At 60.4% G+C, this 18,631-nt stretch carries 17 protein-coding genes and 1 tRNA gene; 11 read left to right on the top strand and 7 right to left on the bottom strand.

The annotated features are described in order from the left end of the window. The first annotated feature begins 15 nt into the window (after positions 1-15). The 11 genes from arcA (at position 16) to AC1RMX_RS16215 (ending at position 12,925) form a co-directional block, all read left to right on the top strand. Positions 16-1,272: an arginine deiminase gene (arcA, locus tag AC1RMX_RS16265; protein WP_096818274.1), complete on the top strand. Its 1,257-nt coding sequence runs from the start codon at positions 16-18 to the stop codon at positions 1,270-1,272. A 174-nt stretch (positions 1,273-1,446) separates the two neighbouring features. Beyond that, positions 1,447-2,457: an ornithine carbamoyltransferase gene (locus AC1RMX_RS16260; protein WP_096818276.1), complete on the top strand. Its 1,011-nt coding sequence runs from the start codon at positions 1,447-1,449 to the stop codon at positions 2,455-2,457. A gap of 74 nt (positions 2,458-2,531) precedes the next feature. Next, positions 2,532-3,461, top strand: coding sequence for a carbamate kinase (arcC, locus tag AC1RMX_RS16255; protein WP_096818277.1), 930 nt, complete (start codon positions 2,532-2,534; stop codon positions 3,459-3,461). 64 nt (positions 3,462-3,525) lie between these two features. Next, positions 3,526-3,888: a DUF5064 family protein gene (locus tag AC1RMX_RS16250; protein ID WP_273541009.1), complete on the top strand. Its 363-nt coding sequence runs from the start codon at positions 3,526-3,528 to the stop codon at positions 3,886-3,888. A 145-nt stretch (positions 3,889-4,033) separates the two neighbouring features. Next, positions 4,034-5,542, top strand: a complete 1,509-nt coding sequence (gene gcsR, locus AC1RMX_RS16245) for a transcriptional regulator GcsR (RefSeq protein ID WP_085730273.1) — start codon at positions 4,034-4,036, stop codon at positions 5,540-5,542. Between the two features lie 305 nt (positions 5,543-5,847). Beyond that, positions 5,848-6,231, top strand: coding sequence for a glycine cleavage system protein GcvH (gcvH, locus tag AC1RMX_RS16240; RefSeq protein ID WP_074688335.1), 384 nt, complete (start codon positions 5,848-5,850; stop codon positions 6,229-6,231). Positions 6,232-6,241: 10 nt separating this feature from the next. Beyond that, on the top strand, positions 6,242-9,094 hold the full coding sequence (gene gcvP, locus AC1RMX_RS16235) for an aminomethyl-transferring glycine dehydrogenase (protein WP_493072527.1): 2,853 nt from the start codon (positions 6,242-6,244) through the stop codon (positions 9,092-9,094). A gap of 75 nt (positions 9,095-9,169) precedes the next feature. Beyond that, entirely contained in the window at positions 9,170-10,546 is a 1,377-nt protein-coding gene (locus AC1RMX_RS16230) for an L-serine ammonia-lyase (RefSeq protein ID WP_102621278.1), read from the top strand. A 51-nt stretch (positions 10,547-10,597) separates the two neighbouring features. Continuing rightward, on the top strand, positions 10,598-11,722 hold the full coding sequence (gene gcvT / locus AC1RMX_RS16225; RefSeq protein ID WP_102621277.1) for a glycine cleavage system aminomethyltransferase GcvT: 1,125 nt from the start codon (positions 10,598-10,600) through the stop codon (positions 11,720-11,722). Positions 11,723-12,126: 404 nt separating this feature from the next. Then, complete coding sequence (locus AC1RMX_RS16220) at positions 12,127-12,339, top strand: cold-shock protein (RefSeq protein ID WP_007934683.1); 213 nt, start codon at positions 12,127-12,129, stop codon at positions 12,337-12,339. A 97-nt stretch (positions 12,340-12,436) separates the two neighbouring features. After that, entirely contained in the window at positions 12,437-12,925 is a 489-nt protein-coding gene (locus AC1RMX_RS16215) for an RDD family protein (protein WP_102621276.1), read from the top strand. 58 nt (positions 12,926-12,983) lie between these two features. On the opposite strand, the gene nadA is transcribed toward AC1RMX_RS16215, so the two are convergent. The 7 genes from nadA to tolB form a co-directional block, all read right to left on the bottom strand. After that, positions 12,984-14,042 (bottom strand): quinolinate synthase NadA, encoded by a 1,059-nt coding sequence (gene nadA / locus AC1RMX_RS16210; RefSeq protein ID WP_096818286.1) that lies wholly within the window; start codon positions 14,040-14,042, stop codon positions 12,984-12,986. 270 nt (positions 14,043-14,312) lie between these two features. Continuing rightward, positions 14,313-14,388, bottom strand: a tRNA-Lys gene (locus AC1RMX_RS16205). A 63-nt stretch (positions 14,389-14,451) separates the two neighbouring features. Further along, positions 14,452-15,144, bottom strand: a complete 693-nt coding sequence (queC, locus tag AC1RMX_RS16200) for a 7-cyano-7-deazaguanine synthase QueC (protein WP_085730268.1) — start codon at positions 15,142-15,144, stop codon at positions 14,452-14,454. Position 15,145: 1 nt separating this feature from the next. Beyond that, entirely contained in the window at positions 15,146-15,793 is a 648-nt protein-coding gene (queE, locus tag AC1RMX_RS16195; RefSeq protein WP_007951198.1) for a 7-carboxy-7-deazaguanine synthase QueE, read from the bottom strand. A gap of 165 nt (positions 15,794-15,958) precedes the next feature. Further along, positions 15,959-16,798 (bottom strand): tol-pal system protein YbgF, encoded by an 840-nt coding sequence (gene ybgF / locus AC1RMX_RS16190; protein ID WP_096818288.1) that lies wholly within the window; start codon positions 16,796-16,798, stop codon positions 15,959-15,961. Between the two features lie 6 nt (positions 16,799-16,804). Continuing rightward, the gene (gene pal / locus AC1RMX_RS16185) at positions 16,805-17,302 is read right to left on the bottom strand and encodes a peptidoglycan-associated lipoprotein Pal (RefSeq protein WP_003178634.1); all 498 of its coding nucleotides are present in this window, start codon (positions 17,300-17,302) and stop codon (positions 16,805-16,807) included. 52 nt (positions 17,303-17,354) lie between these two features. Then, entirely contained in the window at positions 17,355-18,623 is a 1,269-nt protein-coding gene (gene tolB, locus AC1RMX_RS16180; RefSeq protein ID WP_217993298.1) for a Tol-Pal system beta propeller repeat protein TolB, read from the bottom strand. Between the last annotated feature and the right edge of the window lie 8 nt (positions 18,624-18,631).

Below are 18,631 nucleotides of genomic sequence, written 5' to 3'. Positions count from 1 at the left end.
TGGAGGATCACTGAAATGACCACGGAAAAAGTTAAGTACGGCGTCCATTCCGAAGCCGGCAAACTGCGCAAAGTCATGGTTTGCTCCCCAGGTCTGGCCCATCAGCGGCTGACCCCGAACAACTGCGATGAACTGCTGTTCGACGACGTCATCTGGGTCAACCAAGCCAAGCGCGACCACTTCGACTTCGTGACCAAGATGCGCGAACGCGGGATCGAAGTGCTGGAAATGCACAACCTGCTGACCGACATCGTTTCCAACCCCGAAGCGCTGAAATGGATTCTGGACCGCAAGATCACCCCCGACACCGTCGGCGTCGGCCTGACCAACGAAGTGCGCAGCTGGCTCGAAGGCCTGGAGCCACGCAAGCTCGCCGAGTTCCTGATCGGCGGCGTGGCCGGTGAAGACCTGCCGGAAAGCGAAGGCTCCAGCGTAATCAAGATGTACCGCGATTACCTGGGCCACTCCAGCTTCCTGCTGCCACCGCTGCCCAACACTCAGTTCACCCGCGACACCACCTGCTGGATCTACGGCGGTGTGACGCTCAACCCGATGTACTGGCCGGCCCGTCGTCAGGAAACCCTGCTGACCACCGCCATCTACAAATTCCACCCCGAGTTCACCAACGCCGACTTCGAAGTCTGGTACGGCGACCCGGACAAGGATCACGGCCAGGCCACCCTCGAGGGCGGTGACGTCATGCCGATCGGCAATGGCGTGGTGTTGATCGGCATGGGCGAGCGCACTTCGCGTCAGGCCATCGGCCAACTGGCGCAATCGCTGTTCGCCAAAGGCGCCGTGGAAAAAGTCGTGGTCGCCGGCCTGCCGAAATCCCGTGCGGCGATGCACCTGGACACCGTGTTCAGCTTCTGCGACCGCGACCTGGTCACGGTCTTCCCGGAAGTGGTCAAGGAAATCGTGCCGTTCATCATCCGCCCCGACAGCAGCAAGCCTTATGGGCTGGACGTGCGCCGGGAGAACAAGTCGTTCATCCAGGTGGTGGCCGACGTATTGGGCCTCAAGGAACTGCGCGTCGTCGAAACCGGCGGCAACAGCTTCGCCGCAGAACGCGAGCAATGGGATGACGGCAACAACGTGGTGGCCGTGGAACCGGGCGTGGTCATCGGCTACGACCGCAACACCTACACCAACACCCTGCTGCGCAAGGCCGGGGTCGAGGTCATCACTATCAGCGCCGGCGAACTGGGCCGTGGCCGTGGCGGCGGCCACTGCATGACCTGCCCGATCGTCCGCGACCCAATCGACTACTAACTTTTTGACTTAAAACGACCCGGCGCTGTGAAAGCGTAGCGAGCGAAGGAAAGACAAGGCAAAAACAGGCGAGGAAGCGGAGTTTACTGGCTGTAAATGAGCATTCCGAGCCTGTTTTTAACGCAGTATTTCCGAGCGCAGTAGCTTTCACAGTGTCGGGCAAGGAGATCCATCATGGCTTTCAACATCCACAACCGTAACCTGCTCAGCCTGGAACACCACACCCCACGTGAGCTGCGCTACCTGCTCGACCTGTCCCGTGACCTCAAACGCGCCAAGTACACCGGCACCGAGCAACAACACCTGAAGGGCAACAACATCGCCCTGATCTTCGAAAAAACCTCGACCCGCACCCGTTGCGCGTTCGAAGTCGCCGCTTATGACCAGGGCGCCAACGTCACCTACATCGACCCGAATTCCTCGCAGATCGGCCACAAGGAAAGCATGAAGGACACAGCCCGCGTGCTGGGTCGCATGTACGACGCCATCGAGTACCGTGGCTTCAAGCAGGAAATCGTCGAAGAGCTGGCCAAGTTCGCCGGCGTACCGGTGTTCAACGGCCTGACCGATGAATATCACCCAACGCAAATGATCGCCGACGTGCTGACCATGCGTGAGCACGCCGACAAGCCGATCCATGAAATCAGCTACGCCTACCTGGGCGACGCCCGCAACAACATGGGCAACTCGCTGCTGCTGGTCGGCGCCAAACTGGGCATGGACGTGCGCATCTGCGCGCCGAAAGCCCTGTGGCCCCACGACGATCTGGTCGATCGCTGCAAGAAATACGCAGAGGAAAGCGGTGCCCGCATCACCCTGACTGACGACCCGAAAGCCGCCGTCAAAGGCGTGGACTTCATCCACACCGACGTCTGGGTATCGATGGGCGAACCGGTTGAAGCCTGGGCCGAGCGTATCCAGCAACTGCTGCCATATCAGGTCAACAAAGAGCTGATGAAAGCCACCGGCAACCCGCGCACCAAGTTCATGCACTGCCTGCCGGCGTTCCACAACAGCGATACCAAGGTCGGCAAACAGATCGCCGAGCAGTATCCGCACCTGGCCAACGGCATCGAAGTGACCGACGACGTGTTCGAGTCGCCTGCCTGCATCGCCTTCGAGCAAGCGGAAAACCGCATGCACACCATCAAGGCGATTCTGGTGTCGACCCTGGCTGATCTGTAAGCGTTGACCTTTGACCTGCGGGCGCCGCCGAAGGCTGCACCCGCAGGCTCACCGAATTCTGAAAGGACTGCATTATGCGTATCGTCGTAGCTCTGGGCGGTAACGCCCTGCTCCGTCGTGGTGAGCCGATGACCGCTGACAACCAGCGCGCCAACATCCGCATCGCCACCGAGCAAATCGCCAAGATCCATCCCGGCAACCAACTGGTCATCGCCCACGGCAATGGCCCGCAAGTCGGCCTGCTGTCGTTGCAGGCAGCCGCCTACACCTCCGTCACCCCTTATCCGCTGGATGTGCTCGGTGCTGAAACCGAAGGCATGATCGGCTACATCATCGAACAGGAACTGGGCAACCTGCTGGACTTCGAAGTCCCGTTCGCCACCCTGCTCACCCAGGTCGAAGTCGACGCCAACGACCCGGCCTTCAAGAACCCGACCAAACCGATCGGCCCGGTCTACGAGAAAGCCGAAGCGGAAAAACTCGCCGCCGAAAAAGGCTGGGCGATTGCCCCGGACGGCGACAAGTTCCGCCGCGTGGTGGCCAGCCCACGGCCGAAACGCATTTTCGAAATCCGCCCGATCAAGTGGCTGCTGGACAAGGGCAGCATCGTGATCTGCGCCGGCGGTGGCGGCATCCCGACCATGTATGACGAGAAGCGCAACCTCAAAGGCATTGAGGCGGTGATCGACAAGGACCTGTGCTCGTCGCTGCTCGCCGAACAACTGGAAGCGGACTTGCTGGTAATCGCCACCGACGTCAACGCGGCGTACATCGACTTCAAAAAGCCAACCGAGAAAGCCATCGCCCAGGCTCACCCGGACGAACTCGAACGCCTGGGCTTCGCTGCCGGCTCCATGGGGCCGAAGGTGCAGGCAGCCTGTGAATTTGCGCGCCATACTGGCAAGGTTGCGGTGATCGGTTCGCTGGCGGACATCGAAGCCATCGTCCAGGGCACCGCCGGTACGCGGGTCAGCACTGCTGCGCCGGGCATCACCTACCGATAACCAGAAATACCGGGGGCAGACCCAGGGTCTGCCCTTCTCCCATGCCTTGAAAGGAGAGAACACCATGGCCCAGTTCGAACCCGGTCACTTGCACATCGAACGGCACGCGTTGACCCAGGATGACGTCAACTACAACATCCGCCTCGAATACGAGGTGTCGCAGGATCCGCAAAAAGGCAAAGGGATACAGTTCCGGCTGCTTGGAACCATCCAGGGCAAAGAGGTCAACGAACCGTTCTTCCTGCCCAAGGAAGAGGCCTACAACTTCGCCCGCAACGTGACGCAGATTGCCGAAAAATACGGCATCCCCAAGAGCCACAGCCAGATCGGCTCGGTCCACAAGCATTACGATTTGATGTTTGAAGACATCCGTGTGCAGTTGAATATGAAATCCGGGGATCCGGTCAATCCCGAGCATTTCGAGTAATCCCGCACACCACAGATCCATTGTGGGAGCGAACTCGCTCCCACAGGAGATGCATACCCGCCGCAAGTTCACGTCGGATTTCACCTGAAGCCCCGCCCCAAGGCATACTTGCCCCCCTCCGCACTCCAGAACCCAGAACCACCCCATGCGTATCCACGTCAGCTTCATCGACCGCGTCGGCATCACCCAGGAAGTCCTGGCGATACTCGGTGGGCGCAACCTCAATCTGGATGCGGTGGAAATGGTCCCGCCGAACGTCTACATCGACGCCCCGACCCTCAGCCCGCAAGTGCTCGAAGAACTGAAAGATGCGCTGTTTCGAGTGCGCGGCGTCGAGGCCGTGGTGGTGGTCGACATCCTGCCCGGTCAGCGCCGGCACTTGCAGCTCGACGCGTTGCTCGCAGCAATGACCGACCCGGTGCTGGCGCTGGACAGCGCCGGCAAAGTGCTGCTGGCCAACCCGGCGCTGATCGCCTTGTACGGTCGCGAGCCGGCCGGTGAAAGCGTCTCGGAACTGTTCAACGATCCCGGCCTGCTCGAAACCTTGCTGGAACAAGGCTTCCGCCTGCCGCTGCGGGAAATCACCGTCAACGGCCAGACCCTGTTGCTGGACGCCACGCCGATCACCGACGCCGGCGCCCTGCTGACCCTGTATCAACCGAACCGCATCGGCGAACAACTCTCGGCGCTGCACCACGACCATGCCGAAGGTTTCGATGCCCTGCTCGGCGAGTCCCCGGCGATCCGCACGCTCAAGGCCCGCGCACAGCGGGTGGCAGCCCTCGATGCACCGCTGCTGATTCAGGGCGAAACCGGCACCGGCAAGGAATTGGTGGCCCGCGCCTGCCACGCCATCAGCACCCGCCACAGCGCGCCATTTCTGGCGCTGAACTGCGCGGCCCTGCCGGAGAACCTCGCCGAGAGCGAACTGTTCGGCTACGCCCCCGGCGCCTTCACCGGCGCACAACGGGGCGGCAAACCGGGGCTGATGGAACTGGCCAACCAGGGCACGGTGTTTCTCGACGAGATCGGCGAAATGTCACCGTACTTGCAGGCCAAGCTGCTGCGCTTTCTCAACGATGGCAGCTTCCGTCGGGTGGGCGGTGATCGCGAAGTGAAGGTCAACGTGCGCATCCTCAGCGCGACCCACCGCGACCTGGAAAAAATGGTCAGTGAAGGCCTGTTCCGCGAAGACCTGTTCTACCGCCTCAACGTGCTCAACGTCGAAGTGCCGCCGTTGCGCGAACGCGGCCAGGACATTCTGTTGTTGGCGCGTTACTTCATGCAGCAGGCCTGCGCGCAGATCCAGCGCCCGGTCTGCCGCCTCGCCCCGGGCACTTACCCGGCACTGCTCGGCAACCGCTGGCCGGGCAACGTGCGGCAATTGCAGAACGTGATCTTCCGCGCCGCCGCCATCTGCGAAAGCAGTCTGGTGGACATCGGCGACCTCGACATCGCCGGCACCTCGGTGGCGCGCCAGACCGACACCGATGTCGACAGCCTGGAAGAAGCCGTGGAGGCGTTCGAGAAATCGCTGCTGGAAAAACTCTACGTCAGCTACCCCTCGACCCGCCAACTGGCCAGTCGCCTGCAGACCTCGCACACCGCGATTGCCCATCGGCTGCGCAAGTACGGGATTCCGGGAAAAGCCTGAATCCCGCCAAAAGCGACCTCCATCTGTACTGAAAGCGCTACAGCGGAACGATATCGCTACACCCTCCTTCGACCACCGCCGTGCAAGGCTTTGATCCGCTTCAGCTTTTTTCTTCGCTCCAAGCTGTAGCGATTTCGCTACAGCTTGTTCGATCACGACCGCCAACAAATCAATCAACTAATTGATTTATAACGATATTTTTACGTTGGCCGCGTTCTTGCTAAGTAACCGCTCATAAAATCAGGGCATTGCCGCCCGAGTATTCCACCGCGTCCACCAGACGAGTCTGGCCCCTAGGAGATTCCATGAGCGAGTTGCGTTTTACTGAAGATCACGAATGGCTGCGCGCCGAAGCCGATGGCTCTGTCACCGTTGGCATCACCGCTTTCGCGCAGAACGCTTTGGGCGACGTGGTGTTCGTGCAACTGCCTGAACTGCAGGCTTACGACAAAGGCGCCGAAGCCGCCACCGTGGAATCGGTAAAAGCTGCGAGCGGCGTTTACATGCCACTGGACGGTGAAGTCCTGGCCACCAACCCGGCCCTGGAAGACAGCCCTGAGCTGGTCAACGAAGATCCGCTGGGCGAAGGCTGGTTTTTCCGCTTCAAGCCAGCCGACGCTTCCGCCGTTGCCAAGCTGCTGGATCAGGACGCCTACGACCGTCTGATCAAAGCCCAAGCCGAAGCCTGAGGAACCTGACATGACCCAAGTAAATCTCGGCACCGCCAATGAATTCATCGCCCGTCACATCGGCCCGCGCGCCGGTGACGAGCAGGCCATGCTCAACAGCCTCGGCTTCGACTCGCTGGAAGCCCTGAGCGCCAGCGTCATCCCGGAAAGCATCAAGGGCACCAGCGTGCTCGGCCTCGATGACGGCCTGAGCGAAGCCGATGCCCTGGCGATGATCAAAGGCATCGCCAGCAAGAACCAACTGTTCAAGACTTACATCGGCCAGGGCTACTACAACTGCCACACGCCGTCGCCGATCCTGCGCAACCTGCTGGAAAACCCGGCCTGGTACACCGCTTACACCCCGTACCAGCCAGAAATTTCCCAGGGCCGTCTCGAAGCGCTGCTGAACTTCCAGACCCTGATCAGCGACCTCACCGGCCTGCCGATCGCCAACGCTTCCCTGCTCGACGAAGCCACCGCCGCTGCCGAAGCCATGACCTTCTGCAAACGCCTGAGCAAGAACAAGGGCAGCCACCAGTTCTTCGCCTCGATCCACAGCCACCCGCAAACCCTCGACGTACTGCGCACCCGTGCCGAGCCTCTGGGCATTGAAGTGGTGGTCGGCGACGAGCGTGAACTGACGGACGTGACGCCGTTCTTCGGCGCATTGCTGCAATACCCGGCGAGCAACGGTGATGTGTTCGACTACCGCGAACTGACCGAACGCTTCCACGCCGCCAACGCACTGGTCGCCGTGGCCGCTGACCTGCTGGCCCTGACCCTGCTGACCCCGCCGGGCGAGTTCGGCGCCGACGTGGCCATCGGCAGCGCCCAACGTTTCGGCGTACCGCTGGGCTTCGGTGGCCCGCACGCGGCTTACTTCTCGACTAAAGATGCGTTCAAGCGCGACATGCCGGGCCGTCTGGTCGGTGTCTCGGTTGACCGCTTCGGCAAGCCGGCCCTGCGTCTGGCGATGCAGACCCGCGAGCAACACATCCGCCGCGAGAAGGCCACGTCGAACATCTGCACCGCGCAAGTGCTGCTGGCCAACATCGCCAGCATGTACGCCGTGTACCACGGCCCGAAAGGCCTGACCCAGATTGCCAACCGCGTGCATCACCTGACCGCGATTCTGGCCAAGGGCCTGAGCGCACTGGGCGTGACCGTCGAGCAAAGCAGCTTCTTCGACACCCTGACCCTGGCCACCGGCACGCAAACTGCCGCGCTGCACGACAAGGCCCGTGCGCAACAAATCAACCTGCGTGTGATCGATGCCCAGCGTCTGGGCCTGTCGGTCGACGAAACCACCACCCAGGCCGATATCGAAACCCTGTGGGGCCTGTTCGCCGACGGCAAGACCCTGCCTGATTTCGCCACCCTCGCCGCTGCCGCGCAAAGCACCATTCCAGCCGCGCTGGTACGTCAGTCGCCGATCCTCAGCCACCCGGTGTTCAACCGCTATCACTCGGAAACCGAGCTGATGCGCTACCTGCGCAAACTGGCGGACAAGGACCTGGCACTGGATCGCACCATGATCCCGCTGGGCTCGTGCACCATGAAGCTCAACGCCGCCAGCGAAATGATCCCGGTGACCTGGGCCGAATTCGGCGCCCTGCACCCGTTCGCCCCGGCCGAGCAAAGCGCCGGTTACCAACAACTGACTGACGAACTGGAAGCGATGCTCTGCGCCGCCACCGGTTACGACTCGATCTCGCTGCAACCGAACGCCGGTTCCCAGGGTGAATACGCAGGTCTGCTGGCGATTCGCGCCTATCACCAGAGCCGTGGCGAAGACCGTCGCGACATCTGCCTGATCCCGTCGTCCGCCCACGGCACCAACCCGGCGACCGCCAACATGGCCGGCATGCGCGTGGTCGTGACCGCCTGCGACGCCCGTGGCAACGTGGACATCGAAGACCTGCGCGCCAAGGCCATCGAGCACCGCGAACACCTCGCCGCGCTGATGATCACCTACCCGTCGACCCACGGCGTGTTCGAAGAAGGCATCCGCGAAATCTGCGGCATCATTCATGACAACGGCGGCCAGGTGTACATCGACGGCGCCAACATGAACGCGATGGTCGGCCTCTGCGCACCGGGCAAATTCGGCGGCGACGTCTCGCACCTGAACCTGCACAAGACCTTCTGCATCCCCCACGGCGGTGGCGGCCCGGGCGTCGGCCCGATCGGCGTGAAATCGCACCTGACCCCGTTCCTGCCGGGCCATGGCCACATGGAACGCAAGGAAGGCGCGGTCTGCGCAGCACCGTTCGGCAGCGCGAGCATTCTGCCGATCACCTGGATGTACATTCGTATGATGGGTGGCGCAGGTCTGAAGCGCGCTTCGCAACTGGCGATCCTCAATGCCAACTACATTTCCCGTCGCCTGGAAGAGCACTATCCAGTGCTGTACACCGGCAGCAACGGTCTGGTGGCGCACGAGTGCATCCTCGACCTGCGTCCGCTGAAAGACAGCAGCGGCATCAGCGTCGATGACGTGGCCAAGCGTCTGATCGACTTCGGCTTCCACGCCCCGACCATGTCGTTCCCGGTGGCCGGCACGCTGATGATCGAGCCGACCGAAAGTGAATCCAAGGAAGAGCTGGACCGCTTCTGCGACGCCATGATCCGCATCCGCGAAGAAATCCGCGCAGTGGAAAACGGCACCCTGGACAAGGACGACAACCCGCTGAAGAACGCACCGCACACCGCTGCAGAGCTGGTTGGCGAGTGGACTCACCCGTACAGCCGCGAGCAAGCGGTGTACCCGGTGGCGTCGTTGATCGAAGGCAAGTACTGGCCGCCGGTCGGTCGCGTCGACAACGTGTTCGGCGACCGCAACCTGGTCTGCGCCTGCCCGTCGATCGAAAGCTACGCTTGACCTGTGAGGGGGCGGGTTCGCCCGCCCCTTTCATGCGTGCCTGATGTGCCTATAACAAGAAACCGGAGAACAACCATGTCGTTAAGCGTGTTCGACCTGTTCAAGATTGGCATCGGCCCCTCCAGCTCCCACACCGTCGGCCCGATGCGCGCAGCTGCGCGTTTCGTCGAAGGGCTGCGTCGGGAAAACCTGTTGTCGGCCACCACCAGCGTCAGGGTCGAGCTGTACGGATCCCTCGGCGCCACCGGCAAGGGTCACGGCAGCGACAAGGCTGTGCTGCTGGGCCTGGAAGGTGAACACCCGGATACCGTGGATACCGAAACCGTCGCCGCACGTCTCTCACAGATTCGCGGCAGCGGGCGTTTGAACCTGCTCGGTGAACACAGCATCGCGTTCAACGAGAAAGAACATCTGGCAATGATCCGCAAGCCGTTGGCCTATCACCCCAACGGCATGATCTTCCGTGCCTTCGATGCGGCGGGATTGCAGATCCGCAGCCGCGAGTACTACTCGGTCGGCGGCGGTTTTGTGGTCGACGAAGATGCGGCCGGAGCCGACCGTATCGTCGAAGACGCCACACCGCTGACCTTCCCATTCAAAAGTGCCAAGGACTTGCTCGGTCACTGCGCCACCTACGGTCTGTCGATCAGTCAGGTGATGCTGACCAACGAAAGTGCTTGGCGCCCGGAAGCGGAAACCCGCGCCGGCCTGCTGAAAATCTGGCAAGTGATGCAGGACTGCGTGGCTGCCGGCTGTCGCAACGAAGGCATTCTGCCGGGTGGCCTGAAGGTCAAGCGGCGGGCGGCGGCGTTGCACCGGCAACTGTGCAAGAACCCGGAATCGTCGCTGCGCGACCCGTTGTCGGTACTGGACTGGGTCAACCTCTACGCCCTCGCCGTCAACGAAGAAAACGCCAATGGCGGGCGCGTGGTTACAGCGCCGACCAACGGCGCGGCGGGGATTATTCCCGCCGTATTGCATTACTACATGCGCTTCATTCCCGGCGCCAACGATGACGGCGTGGTGCGTTTCCTGCTGACCGCGGCGGCCATCGGCATTCTGTACAAGGAAAACGCCTCGATTTCCGGCGCCGAAGTCGGCTGTCAGGGCGAGGTCGGCGTGGCCTGCTCGATGGCGGCCGGCGCGTTGTGCGAAGTCCTCGGCGGCAGCGTGCAGCAAGTGGAGAACGCCGCTGAAATCGGCATGGAACACAACCTCGGCCTGACTTGCGATCCGATTGGCGGGCTGGTGCAGGTGCCGTGCATCGAGCGCAACGCCATGGGCTCGGTCAAGGCGATCAACGCCGTGCGCATGGCCATGCGCGGAGACGGGCAGCACTTCGTCTCCCTCGACAAGGTCATCCGCACCATGCGCCAGACCGGCGCCGACATGAAAAGCAAATACAAGGAGACCGCCCGCGGCGGTCTGGCGGTCAACATTATCGAGTGTTAATTAGCCCCCTCTCCCTCCGGGAGAGGGTTGGTGTGAATCAAGGAGTCCCGCATGTCCACCGAACAACTGTCGAAAACCCCGCTGCACGCTCTGCACATCGAACTCGGCGCCCGCATGGTGCCGTTCGCCGGCTACGACATGCCGGTGCAATACCCGCTGGGCGTGATGAAAGAACACCAGCACACCCGTGAGCAGGCCGGGCTGTTCGATGTCTCGCACATGGGTCAGATCCGCCTGACCGGCGCCAATGCCGCCAAAGCCCTGGAAACCCTGGTGCCGGTGGACATCATCGACCTGCCGGTGGGCATGCAGCGCTATGCGATGTTCACCAACGAAACCGGTGGCATCCTTGATGACCTGATGGTCGCCAATCTGGGCAACGACGAACTGTTCCTGGTGGTCAACGCCGCGTGCAAGGACCAGGACCTGGCTCATCTGCAGAAGCACATCGGCGATCAATGCAAGATCGAGCCATTGTTCGAAGAACGCGCCCTGCTCGCCCTGCAAGGCCCGGCCGCCGTGACCGTGCTGGCGCGCCTGGCACCGGAAGTGGCGAAGATGACCTTCATGCAGTTCGCCCGCGTGAAACTGCTGGGCGTCGATTGCTTCGTCAGCCGTTCGGGCTACACCGGTGAAGACGGTTTCGAAATCTCCGTACCGGCAGCCGATGCGGAAAAACTCGCCCGCGCCCTGCTCGCCGAACCGGAAGTGGCCGCCATCGGCCTCGGTGCCCGTGACTCGCTGCGTCTGGAAGCCGGCCTGTGCCTGTACGGCCACGACATGAACACCGACACCACGCCGATCGAAGCGAGCCTGCTGTGGGCCATCTCCAAGCCACGCCGCGCTGATGGCGCACGTGCCGGTGGTTTCCCGGGTGCAGAACAGGTTTTCAGCCAGCAACAGAACGGTGTCGCGCGTAAACGCGTCGGCCTGTTGCCGCAGGAGCGCACGCCGGTCCGTGAAGGGGCAGAAATCGTCAACGAAGCCGGCGAGATCATCGGCAGCGTGTGCAGCGGCGGTTTCGGTCCGACCCTGGGTGGGCCATTGGCGATGGGTTACCTCGACAGCGCCTATGTCGCACTCGACACGCCAGTCTGGGCCATCGTTCGTGGGAAAAAGGTGCAAATGCTTGTAAGCAAAATGCCATTCGTTCCACAACGCTACTATCGTGGTTGATTGACTGTTTCTATAAGTAACGCGATTGCGTTATGCGTGCACTAATGTGTAACGCAATCGCCATAAAACAGTGCACTTTCTTTACATTCGATTCGAATATGAACTTGGCTTATAACGTTCGAAAACAATTGAACAAGCTAATCGTATAAGCCCGACTAATGGACTGACTAACTGCCAGCAAGCACAGGAAAACCGGGGCCCTCACGGGGCTTGTTTTTCCTCCTGTAGTTGGCGTAGAGTTTGTCCACTGTGTTTGCATGGGTCAGCTTGGAATCGTGACCTGGGCAGTAGCCTACAAGTTAGCTACATCCCGTTCGACGTCTTCTTACTCTCCTGCAACCAGCCCCAGTACTCTTTCATGAGGAAGAGACTGTCATCAATTTTTGCGTCAAAGGAAATAAGAAATGTCCCAACGTCAGAGCGGTACCGTCAAGTGGTTTAACGACGAGAAAGGTTTTGGTTTTATCACTCCAGAAAGCGGTCCGGATCTGTTCGTGCATTTCCGCGCTATTCAGGGCAACGGCTTCAAGAGCCTGAAAGAAGGCCAGAAAGTGACTTTCGTGGCTGTGCAGGGCCAGAAAGGCATGCAGGCTGACGAAGTACAAGCCGAAGGCTGATCTTCTGTTACGAAAAAGCCCCTGATATTGATATCAGGGGCTTTTTTGTGCGCGCGAATCCGTAAAATGGCGCTTCACTTTCCGTCCAGAGGCTGCCATGTCGAAACACTTGCTCATCCCCCAGGGCGATTTTCCCGCCGTTGGCCTGGGTCGTCGTCTGGCAGCGATGTTCTATGACTTTCTGCTGTGTACCGCCCTGCTGATCGTCACCGGCGGGATCTACAAGATGATCCAGGCCGCGATCATCGGCGAAGAGCGCCTGCGAGTGCTGACCGACGCCGGCAAGCTGGACGGCGACCCGCTCTACTCCACCGTGTTGCTGCTGGTGCTGTTTGGCTTCTTCGCCAAGTTCTGGACTCACGCTGGCCAGACACTGGGCATGCAGGTGTGGGGCATCCGCGTACAGAATGCCGATGGCACCGCGATCAGCCTGTGGCAGGCGCTGCTGCGGTTCATGGTGTCGATCGCATCGTGGCTGTGCCTGGGCGTGGGATTCTTCTGGTCGCTGTTCGACAAACGCAAGCGTGCCTGGCATGACATCTATTCGGACACGCAACTGGTGCGGATCCCGAAGAAAGCCAAATAATCCTGCAGATGCAAAAACGCCCCGATCAAATCGGGGCGTTTTGGTTTGTGGCTCAAGGTCAGGCGTTGCCGGCCAGCTTCAACCGCGCAGCCTGGGTGAAATCGAGCATGCGCTTGAGTGGGCGAATCGCCTGGGGAATCAGCGCCGGGTCGACGAAGATCTCGTTCGAACCCTCCTTCAGGCACTTCAGCGTGCGCTCAAGGGTGTTCATGGCCATCCACGGGCAATGTGCGCAACTGCGGCATGCCGCGCCGTTACCGGCCGTTGGCGCCTCGATGAAGACCTTGTCCGGGCACAACTGCTGCATCTTGTAGAAGATGCCGCGGTCGGTCGCGACGATCAGGGTCTTGTTCGGCAGCGTTTGTGCGGCAGCGATCAACTGGCTGGTGGAACCGACGGCGTCCGCCAGCTCGATCACCGACGTCGGCGACTCCGGGTGCACCAGAATGGCCGCGTCCGGGTACAACGCCTTCATGTCTTCCAACTGCTTGGACTTGAACTCTTCATGGACGATGCACGCACCATCCCAGAGCAGCATGTCGGCGCCAGTCTGACGCTGAATGTAGGTGCCCAGGTGCTTGTCCGGGCCCCAGATGATGGTCTCGCCGTTGTCCATCAGGCTTTCGACGATCTCCAGCGCGCAGCTCGATGTCACCACCCAGTCGGCCCGGGCTTTGACCGCCGCCGACGTGTTGGCATACACCACGACCGTGCGCTCTGGATGCTGATCGCAGAACGCCGAGAACTCATCCACCGGGCAACCCAGGTCCAGCGAGCAGGTCGCCTCCAGGGTGGGCATCAGTACACGTTTTTCCGGGTTGAGAATCTTCGCGGTTTCGCCCATGAACTTCACGCCGGCGACCACCACGGTCTTGGCCGGGTGGGCGTTGCCGAAGCGGGCCATTTCCAGCGAGTCGGAAACGCAACCGCCGGTTTCTTCGGCGAGGGCCTGGATGATCGGATCGCAATAAAAGTGGGCAACCAGCACCGCGTCCTGAGCCTTGAGCTCGGCGGCGATGGCGGAACGGTAATAAGCCTCTTCCTCGGCCGTCAGCGGCTTCGGCTGCTTGGCGTCGAGGTGGGCTTGTACCAGAAGGCGTTCGGAAATCTGCGTCATGTTCGCAAGACCTGCAGGCGCATTCGCGCGAAAGTCGAGTATACACCCGGCTCCGGACCGCTTGAGGGTACCGCCGGGAGAGTGAGTTTTATCAGGCAAGGACAGCGTTGAAGCTGCGCAAGGCTACAGAATATCCCGGTGATGCAAAAGATGATTCTGACCTGTGTCAGCGCAACCAGCGCTAAAAGAAGAGAGACCGAATCGCAGGCAAAAAAAAACCCGGAAATCCTCACTTTCGTGGGCCTTCCGGATTTTCTAAACCGCCAAATATGGTGGGTCGTGTGGGATTCGAACCTACGACCAATTGGTTAAAAGCCAACTGCTCTACCAACTGAGCTAACGACCCGCTGTGTGGTGGCGCGTATAATACTGATTTTTAAGGAGTATTCAACACCTAATTTGAAAATAATCAAAAATAAGGTGTCGGGTCGCTGATTCCGGCCGCTGCGAAGCCTTCTGCACGCAGTCGGCAGCTGTCGCATTTGCCGCACGCACGGCCATTATCGTCCGCCTGATAGCAGGAAACAGTCAGCCCGTAGTCAACACCAAGCTTCACGCCGGCCTGGACGATCTGCGCCTTGCTCAGGTTCTGCAACGGGGCCTGGATGCGGAAACCATTGCCTTCTACACCGGCCTTGGTCGCCAGGTTGGCCATGCGCTCGAACGACTCGATGAACTCGGGACGGCAATCCGGGTAGCCGGAGTAGTCCACTGCGTTGACACCAATAAAGATGTCACGAGCGCCCAATACTTCAGCCCAACCCAACGCTAGAGAAAGGAACACCGTGTTGCGCGCCGGCACATAAGTCACCGGAATGCCTTCACCCAGTTCCTCCGGGATATCGATGCTGCTGTCGGTCAGGGCCGAACCGCCCATGCCGTTCAGGTTCAGACCGATCACCTTGTGCTCGACCACGCCCAGATCGCGAGCGACGCGTGCGGCGGCGTGCAGTTCGGCGTGTGAACGCTGGCCGTAATCGAAGCTCATGGTGTAGCAGCGATAGCCTTCGGCGCGGGCCATCGCCACGACCGTGGCCGAGTCCAGGCCGCCGGACAGCAAAATGACCGCACGCTTTTCAGTAGTGTTCAGTTGTTCAGTCATCTCAGCGCCCCGGCTCGTCATTCCACAGATACTTGTGCAGTTGCAATTGCAGGCGTACCGGCAAATTGTCCGCCACCACCCAATCCGCCAGATCCCGAGCATTCAGGTCATGATGGCTCGGGGAAAACAGCACTTCGCCGGCACGCCGCTCAAGACCGTACTGGATCAGCTTGGATACCGCCCAGTCATAGTCTTCCCGCGAGCAGATGACAAACTTCACCTGATCGTTGGGCGTCAGCAACTCGATGTTCTCGTAACGATTGCGATGGGCTTCTTTGGAATCGGGGGTCTTCAGGTCGACAACCCGACTGACCCGCGGATCGACCGCGGAAATATCGAGGGCACCGCTGGTTTCCAGCGAGACTTCGTAGCCGGCATCACACAACTGCTTGAGCAAAGGAATGGCATTGGGCTGTGCCAGCGGCTCACCGCCGGTGACACAGACGTAGCGCGGGCGAAACCCGGCTACCTGCTCGAGGATGTCGTCAAGTGTACGAATCGTGCCGCCGCTGAACGCGTAGGCACTGTCGCAGTATTGGCAACGCAATGGGCAACCGGTCAGGCGCACAAAAACCGTGGGCAGCCCGGCAGTCCGCGTTTCCCCCTGCAACGAGTAGAAAACTTCGGTGATTCTCAATGTGTCTTGCATAGTCGCCACGGGCGTAACAGCTAAACAGGCTGTCCGCCTCCGTCAGGCACTTCAGGCAACCCCGCCAACGCGTAGATCACCAGAAGCGTGTTTCATAAAAGGGCGTGAATTCTAACGAAAAAACCCGCGACAAGCGCGGGTTTCTTCTAAACGGGTCAAACAGTATTACATGCGCTGCAGATCGCGCTGGGCCAACTGAGCAGCGGAGGTACCCGGATACTGGGACACCACCTGTTGCAGAATGCCTTTGACCTTGTCGGTGTGACCGAGGCGGCGCTCTACGTCAGCCAGCTTGTACAGCGAATCCGGCACTTTGGCATGCTTGGGATAGAGCTGCGAAACCTTGGCAAAAGCCTGACCTGCACCTTGCAGATCGCCTTTGGCCAGGTTCACTTCACCCAACCAGTACTGGGCATTGCCCGCGTATTGGCTGTTCGGGTATTTACGCAGGAAGGCGGCGAAAGCCTGGCTGGCCTTGTCGAAATCCTTGGCCTTGATCAGGTCGAAGGCTGCATCGTAATACAGCTTTTCCTTGGCCGGATCAGCCGGTTCGCCACCCGCGGCAGGTGCCTGGGCGGCCGCAGCGGCCCCGGCTCCAGCGGCGGCACCGGCAGCAGCACTTGCATCGCCACCGGCAGAAGAATTCTCAGGAGTCGCGGCAGGTGCAGCACCGGATCCTATGCGCCGATCAAGATCCTGGTATCGCTCCAGGGATTCTTGCTTCATGCGCGCAACCTGATTCTGCAGTTCTTCGATCACGCCTTGCTGGCGCGATATCTGATCCTGCATTTGTTGCAGTTGGTTGAACAGCATGCCTTGTGCCGAGGCAGGGGCCGAAGCCGCTCCCCCGGCATAGGCGCCGTTCGTACCGTAACCTGCAGGCGGATAACTGCTCCCGCTATTGTTATAACCGGAGTTGTCATCGACCACAGGAACCGCAGCCCACGCCGCAAGCGGCGCGAGGCTGAGAGCCAGAACAGTTACAGCACGACGGCACGTTCGCATATCGAATTACTTACGCAGTTCGACGCGACGGTTTTGAGCCCAGGACTGCTCGTCGTTGCCGGTAGCAACTGGACGCTCTTCGCCGTAGGAAACCAGTTCCAGCTGAGCTGGGGAAACACCTTGCAGTACCAGGTAGCGCTGAACGGCTTTCGCACGACGCTCGCCCAGTGCCATGTTGTACTCACGAGTACCACGTTCGTCGGTGTTGCCTTCCAGAACAACGCGAGCGCCGTTTGCTTTCAGGTCTTTGGCGTGAACGTCCAGAGCGCGCATGGCTTCTGGCTTCAGGTCCGAGCTGTCGTATTCGAAGTAGAAGGTGGTGATTGCGCGCAGAGCAGCTTCTTCGCTCAGGGAACCGTCAACGGCACCAGTGTTTGCGCCGTAACCAGCGTTTGGATCAACAGCGCCTTCACCGGCGTTGTCGCCGCCTTTGGACGAGCAACCTACAGCTACAGCCATGGCCAGAGCCAGCGCAGCAAATTTACCAAACTTCAGCATTTCCATCGTGAAACTCCTAATGAACCCCAGTGTGTTAAGTAAAACGTGTAGCGCCCGCTCACTTCAGGTAAGGGGACCAGGACGGTTCTCTGACTTCGCCTTGAGCGGTAGGAAGCGGGAGCCTAACGCGTCCATTAATGGACACGAGCATCAAGACTCCCCGGCCCTGTTGGCGGGTGGCGTAGATTACCATGGTGCCGTTGGGCGCAACAGTAGGCGACTCGTCCAGAGTGCTATCAGTGAGGATTTTTACACTTCCCCGCTGCAAATCCTGGGCTGCCACCTTGAAATTGGTGAAACCGTCCTGGCGATGGATCATTACCAGGGTCTTTTCATCAGCCGAAAGCTTCGGGTTGGCGTTGTAGTTACCGATAAAGGTCACTCGCTCCGCACCGCCGCCACTTGCACTGGTTTTGTAGATCTGTGGTTTGCCGCCACGGTCCGAGGTGAAGTAGATGGTCGAACCATCCTTGCCCCAGTACGGTTCGGTGTTGATGCCAGGACCTGCGGTCACGCGGGTGATCTGACGCGAAGCCAGGTTCATCACGTAGATGTCCGGGTTGCCGTCTTTCGACAATACGAACGCCAGGCGATCACCATTCGGCGACCAGGCAGGAGCACCGTTCAGGCCTTCGAAGTTGGTGATCTGCTCACGGCGACCGGTGTCGATGTTCTGCATGAAGATGCGTGGACGCTTCTGCTCGAACGACACGTAGGCAATACGCTTGCCGTCCGGTGCGAAACGCGGCGACAGGATTGGCTCGCGCGATTGCAGCAGGGTTACGGCGCGGGCACCGTCATAGTCCGAACGTTGCAGCGTGTAACGGGTGTTCTTCTCGGAGAAGCGTTCAGCCGTCACGTACAGCAGGCGAGTCGAAAACGCACCGTCGATACCGGTGAGTTTCTGGAACGACTGGTCAGAGATGAAGTGCGCCATGTCGCGCAGTTGCTCGGTCGTGCCGGAAACACTGCCGTCCGCCACTTTCTGCTCGGTAGCGACGTTGAACAGAGCCCACTGCACTTGCAAGCGGCCACCGGCCGGCACGATGTTGCCGACCATGATGAACTGAGCACCTACCGCCTTCCAGTCACGGAAGATGATTTCGCTCGGCTGGCTTGGCTGGCTGATCATGTTCTGCTTTGGAATCGGAGCGTAGTAGCCCGAGTTGCGCAGATCGTTACCAACGATTTCAGCAATGTCGTCCGGCAGGACGGCGCCGCCCTGGAAGCCGAACGGCACGACGGCAATTGGCGTTGCCTGGGAGCTGCCACTGCTGACCAGGATATTTTTTTCATCTGCCGAAGCCAGTCCTGCAAAGCAGAACATGACTACAA

The organism is Pseudomonas sp. GW822-FHT03F04, assembly GCF_058801405.1.
The sequence above is the reverse complement of the archived record's forward strand: the minus strand, read 5'-3'. Positions and strand labels throughout refer to the sequence as shown.